We start from the raw sequence: 19,540 nt of genomic DNA, 5'->3' as shown, positions 1-19,540 counted from the left end.
CCACTTTCACCATCGCACGCAACAACTGTCTGATATTCCAACTTCGCTATCCCCGCCGCACGCACGCGGCGATTTGGTATTCCAATGTCATTTTCTCCGCTGCACGCAGCAGCCTGATATTCCACCAATCACTGTCACAATCGTCAACCAGTTGTCTGTATTTTCAACTCTCCATCCCAACTGTCTGTCCCAGCTCCCAACTCTCAGCGCCAGACTTGCCCCACAGCTAATTTAACTGCAATTGGACCTATGAGGGTCCTAATTCTCCAAACTTACACAGAAATCGTCACTACGATAACCCCGCAATACAAGCTGATCTCCCGTAATACATTGAATTTAGCGAACCTTTCATATAAACTAATAGCTAACTTGCCTTATCTGACATAAGGTGCAAACAGGTACTGCAGAATAGGAGAATGACGGACCATGACGGCTAAGCAGCGCGTGCGGATCCGAATTGAAAGTCGAAGCGGGAGCGAGACTACCGTGCAGAAAGCGCGAGGGGATCTTTATCGTAAAGGCAATCACACGTACATCCGCTATGAAGAAGAGCCGAACGAGCTTGGACGAACAGTGACGCTCATTAAGCTGGAAGACAATCAGATACGAATCGTCCGCCAAGGGGACGTGCAGGCAGAGCAAACATTTCTGCCCGGCGAGAAGAGGATTGGCTTTTATCAAACACCTCAAGGTAGATTGGAACTCGAAATCGAGACACATGAGCTGACCTCGGAAGCCGTACATGGCATCGGTATCACAAGGTGGAGCTATGATTTATATGCATCAGGCACTCATGCGGGAACATACAGGATCAAGTTGTTAATTCAGGAGGAGTAAGACGAATGGATGTAATAAACGAAGTTAAAGCCATAGTTAAACAAGCCATTATAGAAGCAGTTACAGCTGCAGGTATCGTGGACGCGGGGCAAATACCGGAGATTATTCTAGAGGTCCCGAAAGAGAAGACACACGGGGATTTCGCAACGAATGTCGCGATGCAGTTGACCCGAATTGCTAAGCAGAACCCAAGACAAATTGCCGAGCAAATTATCGCTAACCTGCAAAAGGATAAAGCCAATATCGCTGAAGCGGAAATTGCGGGGCCGGGTTTTATTAATTTTAAAATGAACAAAGTGTACCTTTACCCGGTTATTGAAAATGTTCAAAAAATGGGTGATCGATACGGTTCGTCAAACGTCGGTCAAGGGCTTAAAGTGCAAGTGGAGTTCGTTAGTGCCAATCCAACAGGTTCCCTGCATTTGGGACATGCTCGTGGAGCGGCAGTCGGGGACGTACTGTGCAACGTACTCGATCTGGCTGGATACGACGTATCCCGAGAGTACTACATCAATGATGCCGGCAACCAAGTGGTCAATTTGGCCAAATCAATCGAAGCCCGCTATCTGCAGGCGCTCGGACAAGAAGCGGAGATGCCGGAAGACGGTTACTTCGGTGAAGATATTAAAGGCTTTGCCGCGGATCTTGCTGCGGAAGAAGGGGATCGCCTTCTCGGCTTGCCAGAAGAGGAGCGTCGTGCTTATTTCCGTACCTATGGGCTCAAAAAAGAACTCGACAAAATCAAACGCGACTTGGGTCGCTTTGGTGTTCATTTCGACAACTGGTTCTCCGAAACGTCGATTTATGAAGATAACCTCATTCCACCCGTTCTCCAAGAGCTGCGGGATAATGGACACATATATGAAGAAGGGGGCGCGACTTGGTTAAACACAACACCACTGGGTGACGACAAGAATCGCGTACTGATTAAGAATGACGGGTCCTTCACTTACCTTACTCCCGATATTGCCTACCATCGCAATAAATTTGGGCGCGGCTTTGAGCGTTTGATTAATATTTGGGGCGCGGATCATCATGGCTACATTCCACGGATGAAAGCGGCTATGACGGCGCTTGGTTTTGAATCGGACCGCCTCGTTGTGCTGATTGCCCAAATGGTGAGCCTTTTCCAAAATGGGGAAAAGGTGAAAATGTCCAAACGGACTGGCAAAGCAGTCACGATGGAGGATCTTATGGACGAAGTCGGCGTAGACCCGATTCGTTATTTCTTTGCGATGCGTAGCATGGACTCGCATTTGGACTTTGACATGGATTTGGCGGTTTCTCAGTCTAATGAGAATCCTGTGTTCTATGTGCAGTACGCACATGCGCGGATCTGCAGCATCTTCCGTCAGGCGGAAGAGCAGAAGATTCAGGTGCTGCCGCTGGAGCAGGTAGACCTTTCCCAGCTTACATCGGAAGCTGAGTTCGACTTGCTGCGCAAGATGGGCGAGCTTCCGGAGGAAATCGTCATTGCGGCTGATCAATATGCGCCGCATCGGCTCATCCGCTATGTCTATGAACTGGCAAGCCAGTTCCATAGCTATTACAGAGGCCACTATGTCATCACGGATGACGCGGCCTTGACCCAGGCACGCCTCGCCTTGCTCGGCGCGCTTCGCATTACCTTAGCCAACACGCTTCGCGTAGTTGGCGTATCTGCCCCAGAGCGGATGTAGCATCTGCTCCACAAACCGAAGGGACGATCCCCATGTCTACTCAGACATGAGTGATCGTCCCTTTTTTTGTTAATACCAGAAGTATAAGTCATGGTGGATTTAACTTGTGGTGCATCTACTTTGACAAACGTTTCGCACCACGAAGATGGTTATCGTGCCATTTTAGAGTGTGAGCAATTTATAGCGAATTCAACCCTAGCGCATTTTTTCTAATTTGTTAGAACCCTTATTCCTGGCATGCGAGTGGCATTGTTGTAAAACGTACAACAATTTCCCTTGTATTTCGCACCAAGCTATCAAATGTTGTATTCCGTGCAACAAAATAGCCGGCGTTTCATCCAAAGTGGCCATTTTTGGACGAAAATGTTGTATTTTGTGCAATATTCGCGTGAATACAGCAGATTAAAATGACTAAATTTGTATTTTGTACAACTTTTACACTAATCTTCCTCAGCCCTGCCGCGCCGCCCGAATCGCGCGCCGAGCGTTCAAATGCCCGGGCTTCCAGCGCGTGGTGCTCTCTCGCTTGTTAAGACCAATCGCACAGCGCCGCAGCGCGCTTTTAATCTGCGGCGGCGACATCGGCTTGATCGATAACATCAAGGCGATGACGCCGCTGACATGGGCAGTGGCCATCGAAGTGCCGCTTAGCTCGTTGTATTTGCCGTTAAGCCAGGACGAGTAGACCCGCTCGCCTGGTGCGTAGATATCAATTTGCTTCCCGCGGTTGCTGAAGGGAGCGATTTTGCCTAACCGAGTTGTGGCTCCAACGGAGACGACCTGGGGGAAACGGGCGGGGTAATCGACCGATTTCTTTTTGCCGTCATTGCCGGAAGAAGCCACGATGACTTTACCTCTATAAAACGCGTTCATGACAGCTTGCTCGAGAGAACGGTTGTATGATTTCATACCGAAGCTCATATTGATAATATCGAGGTCGTTATGAACACACCAATCGATGCCTGCAATAATGTCTGAGACATAGGCGCTTCCAGCGTGGTCAAATGCTTTTACCGGATGAACAATGGCTCTAGGAGCTACACCGACAATCCCTGAATGGCGGCCAGCTGCCGCGATGGTTCCAGCGATATGTGTGCCATGTCCATTGTCATCATAGGGCAGCATGCTGCGGTTTAATAAATTGATGCCCCGTGATATCGAATTGCGTAAGTCAGGATGATTGTAGTCGATTCCGGTATCGATGACCCCGATCCGAATATTCTGACCTACCGATTTGTTCCAGACCTCAGGCGCGCCTACTTGATCGATGCCCCATGGTATCGTGTGAGAGCCCGATAAATTGCTTGATCGTTTGGAGGTAATTTTGTTGCCCATCGCGTGGTGAACGGTTATTTTGGTATCCTCTACGATGTTCGGCACACCGGAGATACCTCTGAGCTTAGTATCGGGACGAAGCGTGCAGGAGAAGGCGTGAATGATACTTAGATCGCGGACCTTGGAGAGGTTTACGAACTGAGACTTCATTCGTTTCAATTCTGATTTGCATGCGTAGTAGTCCTTAGCCGATGAGAAATGGATGATATGCTTCTTGCCAGAATGCTTGGTGAGACCGATTTCCTCATGAAGCAAATGAAGAAAGGTGGCTATATCCATCGTGCCATCCCCCCATGACAGCTTAGAATCGAATCTCCCCTATCTTATGTACAGGTCACCCCGTATGACCGTGTTCTCGCCTTTATAGAAATAAATGGGTGCGAAGCCGTGTCAGATGCGTAGGTTTTACATAGGATAAATAGAGAGGCGCGGGCAGGAGTGTCTCTTTCTCAGGTAGTGGAAACGGCCGTGATTCAATCACACCGCTTCCTTAGGATACAGTCGCAAGCGGAGGGGGACCTTCGCTTGTATTCATTTTAGGGGGAACGCTTTCTTAAGAATTTATATGTTTCACACAATAAGTCGGCTATATTTTTTGATAAACTCACTCGTCCTTACAGGACGGCGTAGCCGTTTATTTTAGGGATAGTTGCATTTTTAGAAAAAATAGGTTTTACTTAATGAAGATATTGGATAAGGTAGATAGAAGAACTGAAGATGACGATCACGATCGAAAAGGATGTGCCTTAGATGAGTAGCGAATACACACTCAAAATCACCACAGAGCAAGCACGCGAAATGCCCATGGTGGATTTGGCGTTTGAATTACTGAAGTCGGCGAATACGCCGTTTTACTATCGTGACCTGATGGCTGAAATTGCTAAAATAAAAGGGCTGTCTGAGCAGCATGTTATGCAAGTGATTGCCCAACTATATACGGAAATCAACATCGATGGACGTTTTGCTTGCGTGGGTACGAACCTATGGGGTTTGAAACGCTGGTATCCTGTCGAGAAATCAGACGATGCGGTTGGTAACGCGAAGCGTCCAAGAATCATTAACGACGAAGATGACGATCTGGATGAAGACATCTACGCTGAAGAAGAAGATACATACGCAGAAGAAGATGAGTACGATACATTTGGTACCGAAACCGAAGAGGAAGAAGCGGAAGAGGATACTGAATTCTTCGAAGATGAAGAGATCGAAGAGGATCTTGGCGAAGCGGGTATTGAAGAAACAGACGAAGATAGTGAAGATGATTTAGATGAGGATTCCGATGAGGAAGACGAGGAAGACGATTTGGATGAAGAGGCTGAAGACGGCAAATAACTTGTCTTGACAGCCCCTATCTGTTCAGAGTAAACTATTGCATGGGCTTTAAAAGAATCTTAACATTTCGCTCAAGCGTTCAAAAAGTGCCCCGTCACTACGGGTGTCACTTTTTTTGTTTTTTTAGTGTTTTTTTTGTGTTTTTTCACTTTATTTTCATGAAAACCCCCATTTAGCAGAAGCTAATGCTTACAAAGTCATTCTTCTGGCAAAAGATAAGCTTATGCCTTACGGCGTAAGTTTCTTATATTTCAAAACCATACTAAACTCTAGGAGGCGTACATAGTGACAAAATACATTTTCGTTACGGGAGGCGTAGTTTCATCCCTTGGCAAAGGAATTACAGCAGCGTCCTTAGGGAGATTGCTCAAAAACAGAGGTTTGAAAGTTACTATTCAAAAGTTTGACCCGTACATTAACGTGGATCCGGGAACTATGAGTCCTTACCAGCACGGTGAAGTGTTCGTAACCGACGATGGGGCAGAAACGGATTTGGACTTAGGTCATTATGAGCGTTTTATTGATATTAACCTTTCCAAAAGTTCAAACGTAACCTCAGGTAAAGTATACTCCTCCGTCATTACCAAAGAGCGCAGAGGCGAATATCTGGGCGGCACGGTACAAGTAATCCCGCACATTACGAATGAAATCAAAGAACGTGTGATTCGCGCTGGTCGTGAAGCTGGGTCCGATGTCGTAATTACCGAAATTGGTGGTACGGTAGGAGATATCGAAAGCTTGCCGTTCCTGGAAGCTATACGTCAAATGAAAAATGATATCGGCCGCGAGAATGTCATGTATATTCACGTTACGCTGATTCCTTATATTAAAGCAGCTGGTGAAGTGAAGACGAAACCTACACAGCACAGTGTAAAAGAACTACGCGGGCTGGGCATTCAACCTCACGTTATCGTTTGCCGTACGGAACATTCTCTAACCGAAGATATGAAGCGTAAGTTAGCTTTATTCTGTGATATCGATCCTGCAGCTGTCATCGAATGTAAGGATGCGGAAACCTTGTACGAAGTTCCGATGATGCTTCGCGAGCAAGGGCTTGACGATTATGTTGTTAATCACCTGAAACTACGTACGAACGAGCCAGACATGAAGGAATGGGAAAGCCTTGTTCGTAAAGTTAAATCATTGACGAAGAAGACCGAAATTGCGATCGTGGGGAAATACGTTGCACTGCATGACGCTTACCTAAGTATTGTTGAAGCACTAGGTCATGCCGGCATCGATAATGACTCCGAAATTGATATCCGTTGGGTGAATGCAGAAGATATTTTTGAGCATAACGTCCATCAGCTTCTTTCCGGTGTTCAAGGTATTCTTGTACCTGGTGGATTCGGTGATCGCGGTATTGAAGGTAAAGTGGAAGCGATCCGATATGCCCGCGAAAAGGAGATTCCATTCTTTGGGATTTGCTTGGGTATGCAGGTTGCTGTTATTGAGTATGCGCGTTCTGTTACAGGCTTGGATGGCGCGAACAGCTCTGAGATTAATCCTACAACGGCTTATCCAGTCATCGATCTACTGCCAGAGCAGAAGGATATAGAGAATTTAGGCGGTACAATGCGTCTGGGCTTATATCCTTGCAAGGTTGTTCCGGGCTCTCTTGCTGAGCAGTGTTACAATGATGAGCTTATCTATGAGAGACATCGTCACCGGTATGAATTTAATAATGAATACCGCGAATTGATTGAATCTGCTGGTTTGCGCATTTCCGGTACGTCACCGGACGGCCGGTTGGTTGAGATGGTCGAGCTTCCAGGTCACCCTTGGTTCCTTGCTGTTCAATTCCATCCGGAATTTACATCGCGTCCGAATCGTCCACAGCCGCTTTTCCGTGAATTCGTGAAAGCCGCTCAGTTCATCGCGCGTTAATTCTTGCTTTAACGGTTGTCCCTCCAGATAACCAACTTATTTGTAAAACTTTTCAATTAGTTTTTTCCCTCAGAAGGAAATCGAAAATGAATAGCGAATAACTTTATAAACATAAAGAGGGAGTTTGTTATTCGTTTTCGGGAGGGAAATAGGCTGATGAAGAAAAAGGTATTGATTGTCGACGATCAAAATGGAATTCGTGTACTACTCATGGAGGTATTCAGTAACGAAGGGTACGATACCTATCAGGCTTCGAATGGCAAATTGGCCTTGGAAATCGTGAAAAATTCTTCGCCTGATCTTATACTACTGGATATGAAAATTCCTGGTATGGACGGTCTGGATATTTTAAAACATGTTAAAGCCATTGATGTATCGATCAAAGTCATTATGATGACAGCTTATGGCGAGCTCGATATGATTAAAGAAGCAACGGATTTGGGTGCGATTATGCACTTTACGAAGCCTTTTGATATTGATGAATTGCGTATGGCGGTCAATATGCAGCTTAATAATGAATCAAGCAGCGGTTTTGCAGTGGGATCCTAGTCATAGGGTCTTTTTTGTTTCTGAAAAAACGAGGGCTTGGTTATCATTTGAAAAGTTATGTGCTATAATAACTCAGGTATGACAAAGAGCGGTATACGCATCTACTATAGGTTCTAGGAGGAAGAGAAACATGGCATTGGTTTCAATGAATGAATTTTTACCTAAAGCAAAAGCGAACAAATTCGCGGTGGGTCAATTTAATATGAACAACCTTGAATTCGCTCAAGCGATTGTGGAAGCTGCAATCGAATTAAAATCCCCGTTCATTTATGGTGTTAGCGAAGGCGCACTAAAATATATGGGTATTGAGTTTACAGTGGCAATTGCTGAAGCTGCAGCTAAAAAATCCGGTCTGCCGATTGCTCTACACTTAGATCATGGCAGTTCCTTTGAAGTAGCAATGAAATGTATCCGTGCGGGATTCAGCTCCGTTATGTTCGATGGTTCCCACTATTCTTTCGAAGAAAACATTCGTTTGACGAAAGAAGTCGTAAAAGCAGCTCGTGCAATGGGCGTATCCGTTGAGGGTGAGCTTGGAACAATTGGCGGCGTTGAGGACGACATCTCTGTTGATGAAGAGCACGCTAACCTTGCAAAACCTGAAGAAGCTATCCGTTTCTACGAAGAAACAGGTGTTGACTGTCTGGCTATCGCTGTAGGTACTGCACATGGTATGTACGCAGGCGAGCCTAACATTCACTTTGATATTATCGAAGCAGTTTCCAAAGCGATTCCAGTCCCTGTGGTTCTACACGGTGGATCCGGCGTTCCTGACGAAATGATTCGTAAATCTATCGCGGCAGGCGTTGGTAAAATCAACGTTAACACAGAGAATCAAGTGGCATGCACAGAAAACATCCGCGCGGCTCTGAACAAAGATGCTAAAATTTATGATCCTCGTAAATATCTCACCCCGGCTCGTAATGCAATGATCGAAGTAGTAAAATCCAAAATTCAATTGTTCGGAAGCAGCAACCAAGCTTAATTCCAATTGTATAGACAGGGTAGGAAATGCAGTAAGGCACAGACGGAGGATAGACGAAAGAATGTCGTCCGTCTGTGTCATTACGAGCGTTTCCTTCTTCTATTTTTTTGTGCTTATGTTCTCCGAGAGAACCGTGGCTGTTTTAGTTTGTAAATGGTCGCTTTTTTGTATGGATTTATAAGTAATTATTAATTTTATACGCTCGTTCACTTGATTTTTGACGATCGCTAGTCTTAAAGGGCGAGGTGGAGTCGAATATCTTTGGTAAAGTTTGTGTGCGCTTAGGTTGTATTTGGTTGCTTTGATTTACTACTTAGTAAGTAGGCACCTGGTTTAGGGGGAGAATCATGTTGGAAAAATTAATGGTGGTCGGGGGACGTCCACTACGGGGAACAGTTCAAATTAGTGGGGCTAAGAATAGTGCGGTTGCACTCATTCCAGCCGCTGTACTTGCTGAAACATCGGTTACTTTGGATAATCTGCCTCATCTGAGTGATGTGGCTATATATACAGAAATTTTGACGGATTTAGGGGCTACCATTGACTGGAACGAAGATCGGATGACGATCGACCCAAGTCGGATGAAATCACTTCCTATGCCGAATGGCAAAGTAAAGAAGCTTAGAGCATCCTACTATTTAATGGGAGCTCTGCTCGGAAGATTTGGAGAGGCGACGATTGGTCTGCCGGGTGGCTGTAACTTCGAACCACGTCCGATTGATTTGCATATTAAAGGTTTTGAAGCTTTAGGTGCTGAGGTTAGCAATGAGAATGGCGCCTTAAAGATACGCGCCAAAGAACTGCGCGGTGCCAAAATATACTTAGATATGGCGAGTGTTGGAGCGACGATTAACATCATGCTGGCTGCCTCTCGCGCTAAAGGCGTTACGATTATCGAAAATGCGGCCAAAGAGCCTGAAATCATAGATGTGGCAACACTTTTAAACTCAATGGGTGCCAAAATTAAGGGCGCTGGAACAGAGACTATTCGTATCGAGGGCGTAACTGAGATGCATGGTTGCCGCCATTCCATTATTCCTGACCGTATTCAAGCAGGTACGTACATGATTGCTGCAGCGGCTACACGCGGCGATGTAACCGTCGACAATGTCATTCCTAAACATATGGAGGCTCTGACGGCAAAGCTTCAGGAAATGGGCGTACATATCTACGAAATGGATGAGTCCATTCGTGTTGTCGGTCAGCCTGAATACGAAAGTGTTGATGTGAAAGCTTTAATTTACCCAGGGTTTGCGACGGATCTACAGTCTCCAATGGCAAGCTTACTTTGCCAAGCTAAAGGAGTTAGTATATTAACGGACCACGTTTATAGTAATCGTTTCAAGCATATTCCTGAGCTAGTGCGTATGGGAGCAAAGATGAAGGTCGAAGGACGCTCAGCCATTATTGAGGGCTCACAGCTCAGTTCTGCCAAAGTGAGAGCAACGGATTTGAGAGCAGGAGCTTCTCTTGTGCTTGCGGGCCTAAGCGTAAGAACAGGTGGCATCACAGAAGTATCCGGGGTTGAGTTTATTGATCGTGGTTATGAGAACTTGGTATTCAACTTATCTTCACTGGGTGCCGAGGTTTGGCGCGAGAGTGAGGAATAAAGTACCAAGTAACAGGCAATGCTAGAATCCAATTGAAAATTTAATAGTTTGGTGGTTGAAACATGAGCATGCAGCTTGCTGAGCTTGAAATACTCAAGCTTACTGAATTATATAAACTAGCTAAGAAACATCAGATCCAATACTACGGTACGCTGAAGAAAAAAGAACTCATCTTTGCCATTTTACGTGCACAAGCTGCTGAGAGTGGTCTAATGTTCATGCAGGGTGTTCTCGAGATCCTTCAGGAGGGCTTTGGATTCTTGCGTCCAATTAATTACCTTCCAAGCTCAGAGGACATTTATATTTCCGCTTCCCAGATTCGCAAATTTGATTTGCGGTCTGGGGACATTGTATCGGGCAAATGCCGCCCGCCTAAAGAGAATGAGCGCTATTTCGGGCTTCTTCAAGTTGAAGCGGTGAATGGAGAGAAGCCGGAAACGGCAGCGGAACGACTTCATTTCCCTGCATTGACGCCTCTTTATCCAGACACGCGGATTACACTCGAAACAGAGCCTAACAAGATTTCCATGCGTATTATGGATTTACTTGCTCCTGTTGGATTAGGCCAACGCGGTCTGATTGTAGCACCTCCTAAAGCTGGGAAAACATTGCTGCTGAAAGAAATTGCGAACAGCATTTCCACGAATTATCCAGAAATTGAACTTTTCGTTCTGCTTATCGATGAGCGTCCGGAGGAAGTTACCGATATGCAGCGTTCCGTCAAAGGCGAAGTAGTTGCTTCTACCTTCGATGAGCTTCCAGAAAATCATATTAAAGTTGCTGAGCTAGTTCTAGAGCGTGCGATGCGTCTAGTTGAACATAAGAAAGATGTTGTTATTCTCATGGACAGTATTACCCGGTTGGCTAGAGCCTATAACCTTGTGGTTCCTGCTTCTGGCCGGACGTTAACGGGTGGTATAGATCCTGCTGCCTTTCATCGGCCTAAACGTTTCTTCGGGGCTGCCCGTAATATTGAAGAAGGCGGCAGCTTAACAATTCTTGCTACTGCACTCGTAGAAACTGGCTCGCGTATGGATGACGTCATTTATGAAGAGTTTAAAGGTACAGGTAATCTAGAGCTTCATCTAGATCGTAAAATGGCTGAACGCCGTATCTTCCCTGCGATTGATATTCGTAAGTCAGGCACTCGCCGCGAAGAAGCACTTCTGGGTAAAGATGAACTCGAGAAGGTTTGGGCGCTTCGCAGAGGGATGAATGATTCGCATGAATATACAGAATCCTTCATTAAGAAGCTTGCCGATACGAAGACTAATCAAGAGTTTTTGGACTCTTTGGCTTCCCCTTCAGCGGGATCTACAGGTGTTAACAAAGGTAAAGTCAAAAATTCAGCTTCCTAAGCTTCAAATAATAATCTGCTTCGCATCAATCATGACAAACACGGTCGTCCTTAAGGACGACTTATGTCGTTTATCCGTGACGAACAAAGAGGAGTACCGTTATGAACTTGGTTTATTCAGATTCACAAGGAAACGTTTTTGATCATCCTGATTTCTTAGCACTTGGTCGAAACGCTGAAATGATAACAGAAATTTTGGAAGAAGAGTTGATTCCTCTACCTGAGGGATCAACATTAGTCAGTCTTCCGTTTACACGTCCGGTAGGCATTGATGCCGCAACAGGTGATATGAAGCTGGTTGAGGGAGATTATCACGCTGTTGGAGCCTTACTGCCGCAAGGCTTTACTAGACTTCTGCTCCCTGGCTATGTGAAATCAGACAAGTCTAAGGCGCTGCCCTTGTTCGGATATACGGCTGTCGTGTGGAAGGATGACGGTTTCTATGTTGCCGCTCGATTGACAGATAATCCTTATTATTGGAATCCGGTTCATTGTGACCCAACTGAGCTCGAGGTAGAGGTCAAACGATTGGTTGCTAAGTACCCGGACAATCGGTTATATGCGCATTTGTCCAACTGTGCACTGGGTTATGAATGTTTGACAGCCTCGAATACGTTCCTTCAACGTTGGGAGGGTGCCGTTCCGGTCTCCTATTCCTGCAACGCAGGATGCTTCGGCTGTATTTCGGAGCAACCGGATGAGAGTGGCTTCGTAGCGCCTCAGACTCGTATGAACTTCAAGCCTAAGGTCGAAGAGATCACTCAGATCATGCTTGAGCATCTGCGGACGCCTGAGAGTATTATCTCCTTCGGACAGGGCTGTGAAGGGGAACCTAGCACGCAGGCTGTGATTATAATCGATGCCATCAAGCAAGTACGTGAGCAAACGAAGATGGGCTATATTAACATCAACACCAATGCAGGGCTCACGGATCATATCCGCGGCATTGTTGATGCGGGGCTTGATCTCATGCGGGTTAGTACGATTAGCGCACTGGATGATCATTACAACGCCTACTATAAGCCAAGAGCTTACACGCTCAAGAATGTTGAGAAGTCTCTCCGCTACGCCACGGATAAAGGAGTTATAACTTCGATCAACTATCTCGTATTTCCAGGTGTAACCGATCGAGAAGAAGAGATCGAAGCGATGATCGAATTCGTGCGAAGAACAGGACTAAAATTGATTCAATTGCGCAACCTGAATATTGATCCCGAGAGTTACCTTGGCATAATCCCCAAAGCAAGAGGTGAACTGCTTGGGATGAAGCAAATGATTGAGATTTTCGAACAAGAACTTCCCGATGTGGTGCTGGGTTCCTACTCGCATACACCGAAGTTCTATACGAGTGATCGAACGGTAACTACGGTGCTCTAAAAGGAAGTCATCCACAGTCTTTTTCCATTGCATCAAGACTTCCGAATATGATATAATCCATAGGTACGTCCATTAACTCTGTTTCAGCAAATGATTCAGGGCGGAAAGAGGTGAACCATCATGAAAGCAGGTATTCATCCTACTTATCATGCAACCACAGTGACTTGCGCTTGTGGTAACGTGTTCGAAACGGGTTCTATTAAGCAAAATCTTCGCGTTGAGATTTGCTCTAATTGCCATCCTTTCTACACAGGTAAACAAAAGTTTATCGATGTAGGCGGCCGTGTCGACAAGTTCAAAAAGAAATACGGAATCTAATTGGCATCAATTACTTTGCTGCCAATCAGCATAAGACAACCTCCCTTGGTCATCCTAAGCTTAGGCTTAGAGTCCAATGGGAGGTGTTTTTATGTTTAGGGGTCTGCTTAAGTTTGCGGGAGCTATTATGCTCATCATGAGTTTAATCGGCTGTGGCATTAATTCTGGTAATAAGAACCCGCCTCAGACCAATGATGCAAATTATAAAGCCCAGCATTACAAGCAAGACGGTTACTTGGGAATTACGAGTGTCAATCCGAACGACCCGCTTAATCCTACGTATCATCACTACGAAGATGATTCGAACTTAATGAAGGCCGTGCTTTCACAGCTGCAAGGTATTGAGAAAACCAATATCTCCATTAACGGACCGACCGCCAAGGTGAAAATAAAACCAAGACCATCTTTGACGGCTGCGCAAGTGGAGGAGCTTCGCTCACAAGCTCAAATGGCGCTGAACACCAACATGCCGCGCTACAATGTAATCGTAAAAATGGTTCCTTAACAGGTAGATTTTGCCCTCGGTTGCTATTTGTAATTGAATCAGCTATACTAATTTTACCGTGCTAGATGGGGAGGTAGCGGTGCCCTGTAACTCGCAATCCGCTGTAGCGAGGTTGAATTCCTGTTAGCGGTACTGTGATGTGAGGTCTGGCTTTTACACGTGGTGTTGAGAGTCGGGTCCTTCGCAATGAATGCTCATGAACCCGGTCAGGTCTGGAAGGAAGCAGCCGTAAGTGAGATGTTTCATGTGCCGAGGGGTTGCCTGATTTGAGCCAACGGTAAGAGTTCGCTTGTATCACTTTATCAATAACAGGTGCACGGTTTTAATAATTAAATGTGAACTTTCATAATTACACCTAACAAAACGCCAGTATCTATGGCGTTTTTTCTTTTTTTCAAGGGAAGGAAAAATCTTACTCTAGAGAGAATGGTTATAACATGTAGATTCATGTAAACGTTTGCGCATTTTGCGATTGAATAGAGAGAAAGTGAAGGTGTTGCTGAAATGTCCATTCATGACCCTCAAGATTACATGGTATCCATCGATGAAATGAGGAAGCTATTCAACCATAGCATACAAACGGGGATGCTCGTTGTGGATGAGGATGGCAAGATCATTTTAGCAACAGATCAAGTTTTGAAATACTCGGGCTATTCAGCTGAGGAAGTTACGCATATCTCATTCCCTCAACTTTTTAAAGTGAGGGCATCTTTGCGTGAGCTGTACGAATTTTACTTTAAGAACGATTCCAGTCCAGGGGAGTGGCCCCATGGATTCTTAGTAGGCAAGAATGGTGAAACGATGTTTTATCAGTTCTCGATGCTGAAGCTTATGCGCGGCGAGAAGTATATGTATCTCTTGACCATGAAGCATCAGGATAGCTCGCAGTTAAGCTTGCTGCAGAGGTTCTCGGACGCTTTTTTGAAAGATATTAATTTGGGTGTTTTATTGATTAGTGTGAATTTTACGCTTGTTGACGTCAGTGATCGAGCATGTCAGATTCTAGGAATGGATCGGGAGCATATTCTTAATAAGTCGTTAGATGAGATCTTTGCTACCATTCCCAGCCAGCATAAGCTTGTCCAACGAACGATTTTGAATGGTGCTGTAGTCCGCAATCATGCGGTTTCATGGACGAACAATGAAGAGCGGTTTGAGCTGCTGTTGGATTCGAATGTGCTCAAAGATAATCAAGGTAATATTGTTGGGGCTTATGTCATCTTCAAAGATGTCACGAATATGCGCTCGTTGGAAGAAATGGTTCAAAGAAGTGACAGACTCGCAATGATCGGGCAAATTGCTGCTGGCACAGCTCATGAAATTCGGAATCCGCTAACTTCAATCAAAGGATTTCTTCAGGTGCTTCGGCGCACTTTTGAAGTGAAAGGGATGGAGAGAGAACAGAGTTTCACGGTAGTCATGCTGGAGGAAATCAATCGAATCAACGAGTTGGTAAATGAATTTTTGCTGCTGAGTAAGCCAAAGCATGTTTCTTATGAGAGGATCGATGTGACTGAAGTGCTGCGAGGGATTTTGCCTATTATCAATAATGAAGCTATTCTTTACGATGTGAATCTCCAATATGAGGCCTCGTATCATTTACCGGAAGTGATTGCTGATAAAGAGCTGCTCAAACAGGTATTCTTAAATGTTTGTAAAAATGGCATCGAAGCTATGTCGGATGGAGGGGTTTTAACGATTTCAGAGAAAGTAGACACGGTGGAACGAAATGTCTGCATTGACATTCATGATACAGGTTCTGGCATACCGATGTTCGTGATTGACAAAATTTTCGATCCATTCTTCACAACCAAGGACACGGGTACCGGATTAGGTCTTTCGGTGTGCCAACGAATCATTCACGATATGGGGGGGACGATACGTGTTTCTTCAAAGGGCTTTGGAACGACGTTTACAATATCGATTCCTTATACTTGATCATCTATTTCATCCCTAGGTGCGTTATAGTATAATGGATTCAGTCATTCCATGCAGGGATTATTGGAGAGGAACACTATGGCACATATCGCTCTGTACCGAACGTGGAGGTCTCAGACGTTTCGTGAAGTTGTCGGTCAGAAACATATCACGCAGACGCTGCAGAATTCTTTGCGAGAAAATCGCCTTACTCATGCTTATTTGTTCAACGGACCTCGGGGAACAGGTAAGACTAGTACGGCCAAAATATTAGCCAAGGCAATCAACTGCTTAAACGGTCCGTCAGAAGAGCCGTGTAACGCTTGTTCAGCATGTGAACGAATCACCGAAGGTGCTGTCATGGACGTTGTCGAAATCGATGCTGCCTCCAATCGCGGTGTAGAAGAAATTCGGGATATTCGTGATAAAGTGAAGTATGCCCCTACAGAAGTAAGGCAGAAGGTGTACATCATCGATGAAGTGCACATGCTCACGACCGAAGCTTTTAATGCCCTTTTGAAGACACTAGAGGAGCCTCCGGCGCATGTCATGTTTATTTTGGCAACAACGGAACCGCATAAAATACCGGCGACGATTATTTCCCGCTGTCAACGCTTTGATTTTCGGAGAGTTTCGATGGAAGATCAGGTTCAGCGGCTGCAGTATATTTGTGATCAGGAGCAGATCTCGGTTAGCGAGGAAGCTCTCCATTATATAGCGAGACTATCGGATGGAGGGATGCGGGATGCGCTCAGCCTGCTGGATCAGGCCGCTTCCTTTTCGACTGGTGAAGTTCAGCTCTCAGACATTTTGTCTATCACCGGCGGCGTAGCTTCCGATCAATTCAAGAAGCTCGTTCTTTACATCAAAGAAAAGAATCTTGGAGCCGCGCTCGAGCTCATCGATACTTTCATGCAGGAAGGCAAGAGCGCTGACAAATGTATTGAGAATTTGATTAATTACTTCCGTGATTTACTCATGGTTCGCATGGTACCTAATTCACCTGTGATTAGTGAACGTGTTTTTGATATGGGTGAACTAAGGGAAGTAGCGAATCACTTCTCACCGAGTGAAATGATGGCTATGATTGAGACGTTGAATCATTACCAAAGCGAAATGAAATACTCTGTACAGCCTCAGACTCTGTTAGAAATAGCGATTATGAAAATTAGCGGTGGTCACAGAGGAGCAGAGAGCAGTTCGACTGTCAATATCGCGGCAGATGCTGGAGGGCGTATGCCTCAAGGTGATCTTTTTGCCCAAATGACCCAGAAACTTCAACAACTTGAAGAACAGATAGCTTCACTGGTAAAATCGGGAGTAACGGGTGCAGCAGCCGATCCCAATGCGAGGCAAGCCGCCTCGGCCAAAGTGCCGGTGGCCTCAGCTCCTTCGAAGAAGTCGGGCATCAAGCTGGATGGTTACTTGAAAGCCGCGGAGAGTCCAGAAACCAAAGCTGCTCTCCTAAAGTGGAGTCAAGTACTAGGCGATGTCAAAGAAAAGAAGATTACCGTACATGCTTGGTTCGTTAATGGTGATTTGGTGTCTATGCTTGATGATGTTGTACTCGTTGCTTTCAAGAATGAGATGCATCGCAATACAACGGAAAAGCCAGAAAACAAAGTCATTATCGAGCAAGTGCTTACTTCGGTGCTTGGCAAACCTATGCGTTTACTTACGATTATGCGCAAAGAATGGGACGACGCTAAGAATGATGCGGCTAGCAGCGCTCCAGAAGTAATGGAGCTTGTCGCTGATGGCGAAGGCAACGGAACTGCTGTCAAAGAAGAATGGATTTCGGAAGCGATCCAATTATTTGGCGAAGAGCTAGTGACAATTAAAGAAGACTAAATATGAAGGAGCTAACTACGATGAATAACATGAACCAAATGATGAAACAAGTAAAGAAAATGCAAGAACAAATGATGAAAGCCCAAGAAGAACTAGGTACCAAAATGATCGAAGGTACAGCAGGCGGCGGTGTCGTTACTGTTATTATTAACGGACACAAAAAAGTGCAAAGCATTACAATTAAGCCTGAAGCTGTTGATCCTGAAGATGTTGAAATGCTGCAAGATCTCGTGCTTACGGCAGTAAATGATGCAATGTCCAAAGCAGAAGAAATTGCTAACAAAGATATGGGCAAATTCACAGGCGGTATGAATATCCCTGGATTGTTCTAAGACAACCAAGTGTAACGATTCTGAAAAATAAAGGAGTCTTCCTTTGTATTACCCCGAACCGATAGCCAAGTTAATCGATGCTTTCTCACGTCTGCCTGGGGTAGGTCCCAAAACGGCAGGCCGCCTGGCTTTTCATGTCCTACGCATGAAAGAAGAAGAAGTGATTGACTTCGCGAAAGCACTCGTCAATGTGAAGCGGAACCTTCACTACTGCTCTGTTTGTTGTAACATTACCGACGTTGATCCCTGTCGCATCTGTCAAGATAAGAGTAGGGACAGTTCCATCATTTGTGTCGTACAAGAGCCTAAGGATTTGGTCGCTTTAGAACGTACCAAAGAATTCGAAGGGTATTATCACGTGCTGCATGGTGCGATTTCACCGATGGAAGGGATTGGACCGGATCAAATTCATATTGCTGAATTACTCAAGCGTTTGGGTGATGAAACGGTGCAGGAATTGATTTTGGCCACCAATCCCAATATTGAGGGAGAAGCTACAGCTATGTACTTGTCCAGATTAATCAAGCCATTCGGTCTCCGAGTTACGCGTATCGCGCATGGGCTGCCAGTGGGCGGAGATTTGGAGTATGCCGATGAGGTAACTCTGACCAAAGCCATGGAAGGGCGCAGGGAATTATAAATAAGCTGCATCATAATCAGGGAGCTGCAAAGCTCTCTTTTTTGCTGCCCAAAAAAGCATCTTGAAGTTCTAAAATCTCCTTTTCTCCCATATGGATAAATCAATCCGGTTAGATGAGGAATGGAGGTTTGCTTGTGCGACCAGCTTTATTAGGAAAGTACGGGATGAAGAGCCCAAATACGAAAAGCGCTCAAGAAGAACTGAAAAAGGACAAGCAGATGCTGATCCAAGAGATACGTACAGCTCATGAGACTTGGGTGGCTGCTCAAGCACACTTTGAGTTTGCTTTGGACAAGGATCAAATTGATTATGCCATCTATGCGATGGAAGCTGCAGAAAAGAGATTTGAAATGCTTATCAAACAAGCGAAAAAGCTAGGTGTAAGTCTAATTGACAGCGACCGGTTAATGGAGGTGAAGTAGGTGTATCTTAAATATGTCATATGGGGGGTACTCATACTCTCATCTCTTATGCTAGTCTTCCTGATATTTCGCAGTCGCGGCGGAGGGAGGGTATTATCCGCATTGGGGTTGAATGTTGTTGTTGCAGCATTTCTCTTATATACGTTGAACTTATTAAGTACGTATACACAATTTGAACTTCCTATAAATACAGTCACTCTAGGGACGGTTACTATACTAGGGATTCCCGGGGTTTTACTTCTAGTAGGCTTAAAACTGACTTTGATCTAGATGGAAAATCATTCAAGTAAATCATGTGTTGACTCGGTCGCAGCATCTGTGGTATCTTATAAAAGTTGCCGCTGAGACATGCGGGGATAAAGAAGTAACTTGAGAAAAACAAGTTGCAAATGAATTGTTAGTGTGTTATATTGATCTTCCGGCTTTCGAAAGAAAGTAGGACGAACAGTACATTGATCTTTGAAAACTGAACAACGAGTGAGTAAGCACGAACGAGAAATCGTTCAAAGAAGAGATTGCAAAATCTCGCTAGCAACGCAAATGAGCAATTAAGCTTTCAAATAGTTTTACTATTATGGAGAGTTTGATCCTGGCTCAGGACGAACGC

At 45.1% G+C, this 19,540-nt stretch carries 18 protein-coding genes and 1 other RNA gene; 18 read left to right on the top strand and 1 reads right to left on the bottom strand.

The genetic code is table 11. The annotated features are described in order from the left end of the window. Positions 1-426: 426 nt before the first annotated feature. Together ASD40_RS17460 and argS are read left to right on the top strand one after the other, a co-directional pair. Positions 427-837: a DUF1934 domain-containing protein gene (locus ASD40_RS17460; protein ID WP_047682791.1), complete on the top strand. Its 411-nt coding sequence runs from the start codon at positions 427-429 to the stop codon at positions 835-837. A 5-nt stretch (positions 838-842) separates the two neighbouring features. Next, positions 843-2,516 carry an arginine--tRNA ligase gene (gene argS, locus ASD40_RS17455; protein ID WP_057304465.1) on the top strand — a complete coding sequence of 558 codons (1,674 nt, stop codon included), beginning with the start codon at positions 843-845 and terminating at the stop codon, positions 2,514-2,516. A gap of 450 nt (positions 2,517-2,966) precedes the next feature. Here argS and ASD40_RS17450 read toward each other — a convergent pair whose 3' ends face one another. Continuing rightward, positions 2,967-4,130: a S8 family peptidase gene (locus ASD40_RS17450; protein ID WP_057304464.1), complete on the bottom strand. Its 1,164-nt coding sequence runs from the start codon at positions 4,128-4,130 to the stop codon at positions 2,967-2,969. Positions 4,131-4,601: 471 nt separating this feature from the next. Between ASD40_RS17450 and rpoE the strand changes: the two genes are divergently transcribed. From rpoE to ASD40_RS17375, 16 genes are all read left to right on the top strand, one after another. After that, complete coding sequence (gene rpoE / locus ASD40_RS17445; protein ID WP_057304463.1) at positions 4,602-5,183, top strand: DNA-directed RNA polymerase subunit delta; 582 nt, start codon at positions 4,602-4,604, stop codon at positions 5,181-5,183. A 285-nt stretch (positions 5,184-5,468) separates the two neighbouring features. Next, complete coding sequence (locus tag ASD40_RS17440; protein ID WP_057304462.1) at positions 5,469-7,070, top strand: CTP synthase; 1,602 nt, start codon at positions 5,469-5,471, stop codon at positions 7,068-7,070. 156 nt (positions 7,071-7,226) lie between these two features. Then, positions 7,227-7,619: a response regulator gene (locus ASD40_RS17435; RefSeq protein WP_057304461.1), complete on the top strand. Its 393-nt coding sequence runs from the start codon at positions 7,227-7,229 to the stop codon at positions 7,617-7,619. A gap of 130 nt (positions 7,620-7,749) precedes the next feature. Continuing rightward, positions 7,750-8,604 (top strand): class II fructose-1,6-bisphosphate aldolase, encoded by an 855-nt coding sequence (fba, locus tag ASD40_RS17430; protein WP_056831204.1) that lies wholly within the window; start codon positions 7,750-7,752, stop codon positions 8,602-8,604. A 350-nt stretch (positions 8,605-8,954) separates the two neighbouring features. Further along, the gene (locus tag ASD40_RS17425; protein ID WP_057304515.1) at positions 8,955-10,214 is read left to right on the top strand and encodes a UDP-N-acetylglucosamine 1-carboxyvinyltransferase; all 1,260 of its coding nucleotides are present in this window, start codon (positions 8,955-8,957) and stop codon (positions 10,212-10,214) included. A gap of 62 nt (positions 10,215-10,276) precedes the next feature. Next, positions 10,277-11,572 carry a transcription termination factor Rho gene (gene rho / locus ASD40_RS17420; RefSeq protein WP_047685403.1) on the top strand — a complete coding sequence of 432 codons (1,296 nt, stop codon included), beginning with the start codon at positions 10,277-10,279 and terminating at the stop codon, positions 11,570-11,572. 101 nt (positions 11,573-11,673) lie between these two features. Then, on the top strand, positions 11,674-12,948 hold the full coding sequence (locus tag ASD40_RS17415) for a radical SAM protein (protein ID WP_057304460.1): 1,275 nt from the start codon (positions 11,674-11,676) through the stop codon (positions 12,946-12,948). Positions 12,949-13,068: 120 nt separating this feature from the next. Then, positions 13,069-13,266 (top strand): 50S ribosomal protein L31, encoded by a 198-nt coding sequence (gene rpmE / locus ASD40_RS17410; RefSeq protein ID WP_029197218.1) that lies wholly within the window; start codon positions 13,069-13,071, stop codon positions 13,264-13,266. A 91-nt stretch (positions 13,267-13,357) separates the two neighbouring features. Further along, positions 13,358-13,771, top strand: coding sequence for a hypothetical protein (locus ASD40_RS17405; RefSeq protein WP_057304459.1), 414 nt, complete (start codon positions 13,358-13,360; stop codon positions 13,769-13,771). 56 nt (positions 13,772-13,827) lie between these two features. Then, positions 13,828-14,091: signal recognition particle sRNA large type (gene ffs, locus ASD40_RS36130), an RNA gene on the top strand. Between the two features lie 184 nt (positions 14,092-14,275). Continuing rightward, on the top strand, positions 14,276-15,709 hold the full coding sequence (locus tag ASD40_RS17400; protein WP_082562266.1) for an ATP-binding protein: 1,434 nt from the start codon (positions 14,276-14,278) through the stop codon (positions 15,707-15,709). Between the two features lie 78 nt (positions 15,710-15,787). After that, on the top strand, positions 15,788-17,539 hold the full coding sequence (dnaX, locus tag ASD40_RS17395; RefSeq protein ID WP_057304458.1) for a DNA polymerase III subunit gamma/tau: 1,752 nt from the start codon (positions 15,788-15,790) through the stop codon (positions 17,537-17,539). Between the two features lie 20 nt (positions 17,540-17,559). Then, positions 17,560-17,871, top strand: coding sequence for a YbaB/EbfC family nucleoid-associated protein (locus ASD40_RS17390; RefSeq protein ID WP_057304513.1), 312 nt, complete (start codon positions 17,560-17,562; stop codon positions 17,869-17,871). Between the two features lie 43 nt (positions 17,872-17,914). After that, positions 17,915-18,511, top strand: a complete 597-nt coding sequence (recR, locus tag ASD40_RS17385) for a recombination mediator RecR (protein ID WP_057304457.1) — start codon at positions 17,915-17,917, stop codon at positions 18,509-18,511. Between the two features lie 134 nt (positions 18,512-18,645). Then, on the top strand, positions 18,646-18,933 hold the full coding sequence (locus ASD40_RS17380) for a DUF2508 family protein (RefSeq protein ID WP_235549288.1): 288 nt from the start codon (positions 18,646-18,648) through the stop codon (positions 18,931-18,933). A 48-nt stretch (positions 18,934-18,981) separates the two neighbouring features. Then, positions 18,982-19,203, top strand: a complete 222-nt coding sequence (locus tag ASD40_RS17375) for a pro-sigmaK processing inhibitor BofA family protein (RefSeq protein WP_057304511.1) — start codon at positions 18,982-18,984, stop codon at positions 19,201-19,203. Positions 19,204-19,540: the final 337 nt, after the last annotated feature.

It is taken from the genome of Paenibacillus sp. Root444D2 (assembly GCF_001426375.1).
In the GTDB taxonomy this organism is placed as follows: domain Bacteria; phylum Bacillota; class Bacilli; order Paenibacillales; family NBRC-103111; genus Paenibacillus_E.
This window is presented reverse-complemented; position numbering and strand designations above follow the sequence as displayed.

Excerpts from the sequence above, each read along its gene's own strand:
- ASD40_RS17460 (WP_047682791.1), top strand. The coding sequence starts at position 427 with ATGACGGCTAAGCAGCGCGTGCGGATCCGAATTGAAAGTCGAAGCGGG.
- argS (WP_057304465.1), top strand. The coding sequence starts at position 843 with ATGGATGTAATAAACGAAGTTAAAGCCATAGTTAAACAAGCCATTATA.
- ASD40_RS17450 (WP_057304464.1), bottom strand. The coding sequence starts at position 4,130 with ATGGATATAGCCACCTTTCTTCATTTGCTTCATGAGGAAATCGGTCTC.
- rpoE (WP_057304463.1), top strand. The coding sequence starts at position 4,602 with ATGAGTAGCGAATACACACTCAAAATCACCACAGAGCAAGCACGCGAA.
- ASD40_RS17435 (WP_057304461.1), top strand. The coding sequence starts at position 7,227 with ATGAAGAAAAAGGTATTGATTGTCGACGATCAAAATGGAATTCGTGTA.
- fba (WP_056831204.1), top strand. The coding sequence starts at position 7,750 with ATGGCATTGGTTTCAATGAATGAATTTTTACCTAAAGCAAAAGCGAAC.
- rho (WP_047685403.1), top strand. The coding sequence starts at position 10,277 with ATGAGCATGCAGCTTGCTGAGCTTGAAATACTCAAGCTTACTGAATTA.
- ASD40_RS17415 (WP_057304460.1), top strand. The coding sequence starts at position 11,674 with ATGAACTTGGTTTATTCAGATTCACAAGGAAACGTTTTTGATCATCCT.
- rpmE (WP_029197218.1), top strand. The coding sequence starts at position 13,069 with ATGAAAGCAGGTATTCATCCTACTTATCATGCAACCACAGTGACTTGC.
- ASD40_RS17405 (WP_057304459.1), top strand. The coding sequence starts at position 13,358 with ATGTTTAGGGGTCTGCTTAAGTTTGCGGGAGCTATTATGCTCATCATG.
- ASD40_RS17400 (WP_082562266.1), top strand. The coding sequence starts at position 14,276 with ATGTCCATTCATGACCCTCAAGATTACATGGTATCCATCGATGAAATG.
- dnaX (WP_057304458.1), top strand. The coding sequence starts at position 15,788 with ATGGCACATATCGCTCTGTACCGAACGTGGAGGTCTCAGACGTTTCGT.
- ASD40_RS17390 (WP_057304513.1), top strand. The coding sequence starts at position 17,560 with ATGAATAACATGAACCAAATGATGAAACAAGTAAAGAAAATGCAAGAA.
- ASD40_RS17375 (WP_057304511.1), top strand. The coding sequence starts at position 18,982 with ATGCTAGTCTTCCTGATATTTCGCAGTCGCGGCGGAGGGAGGGTATTA.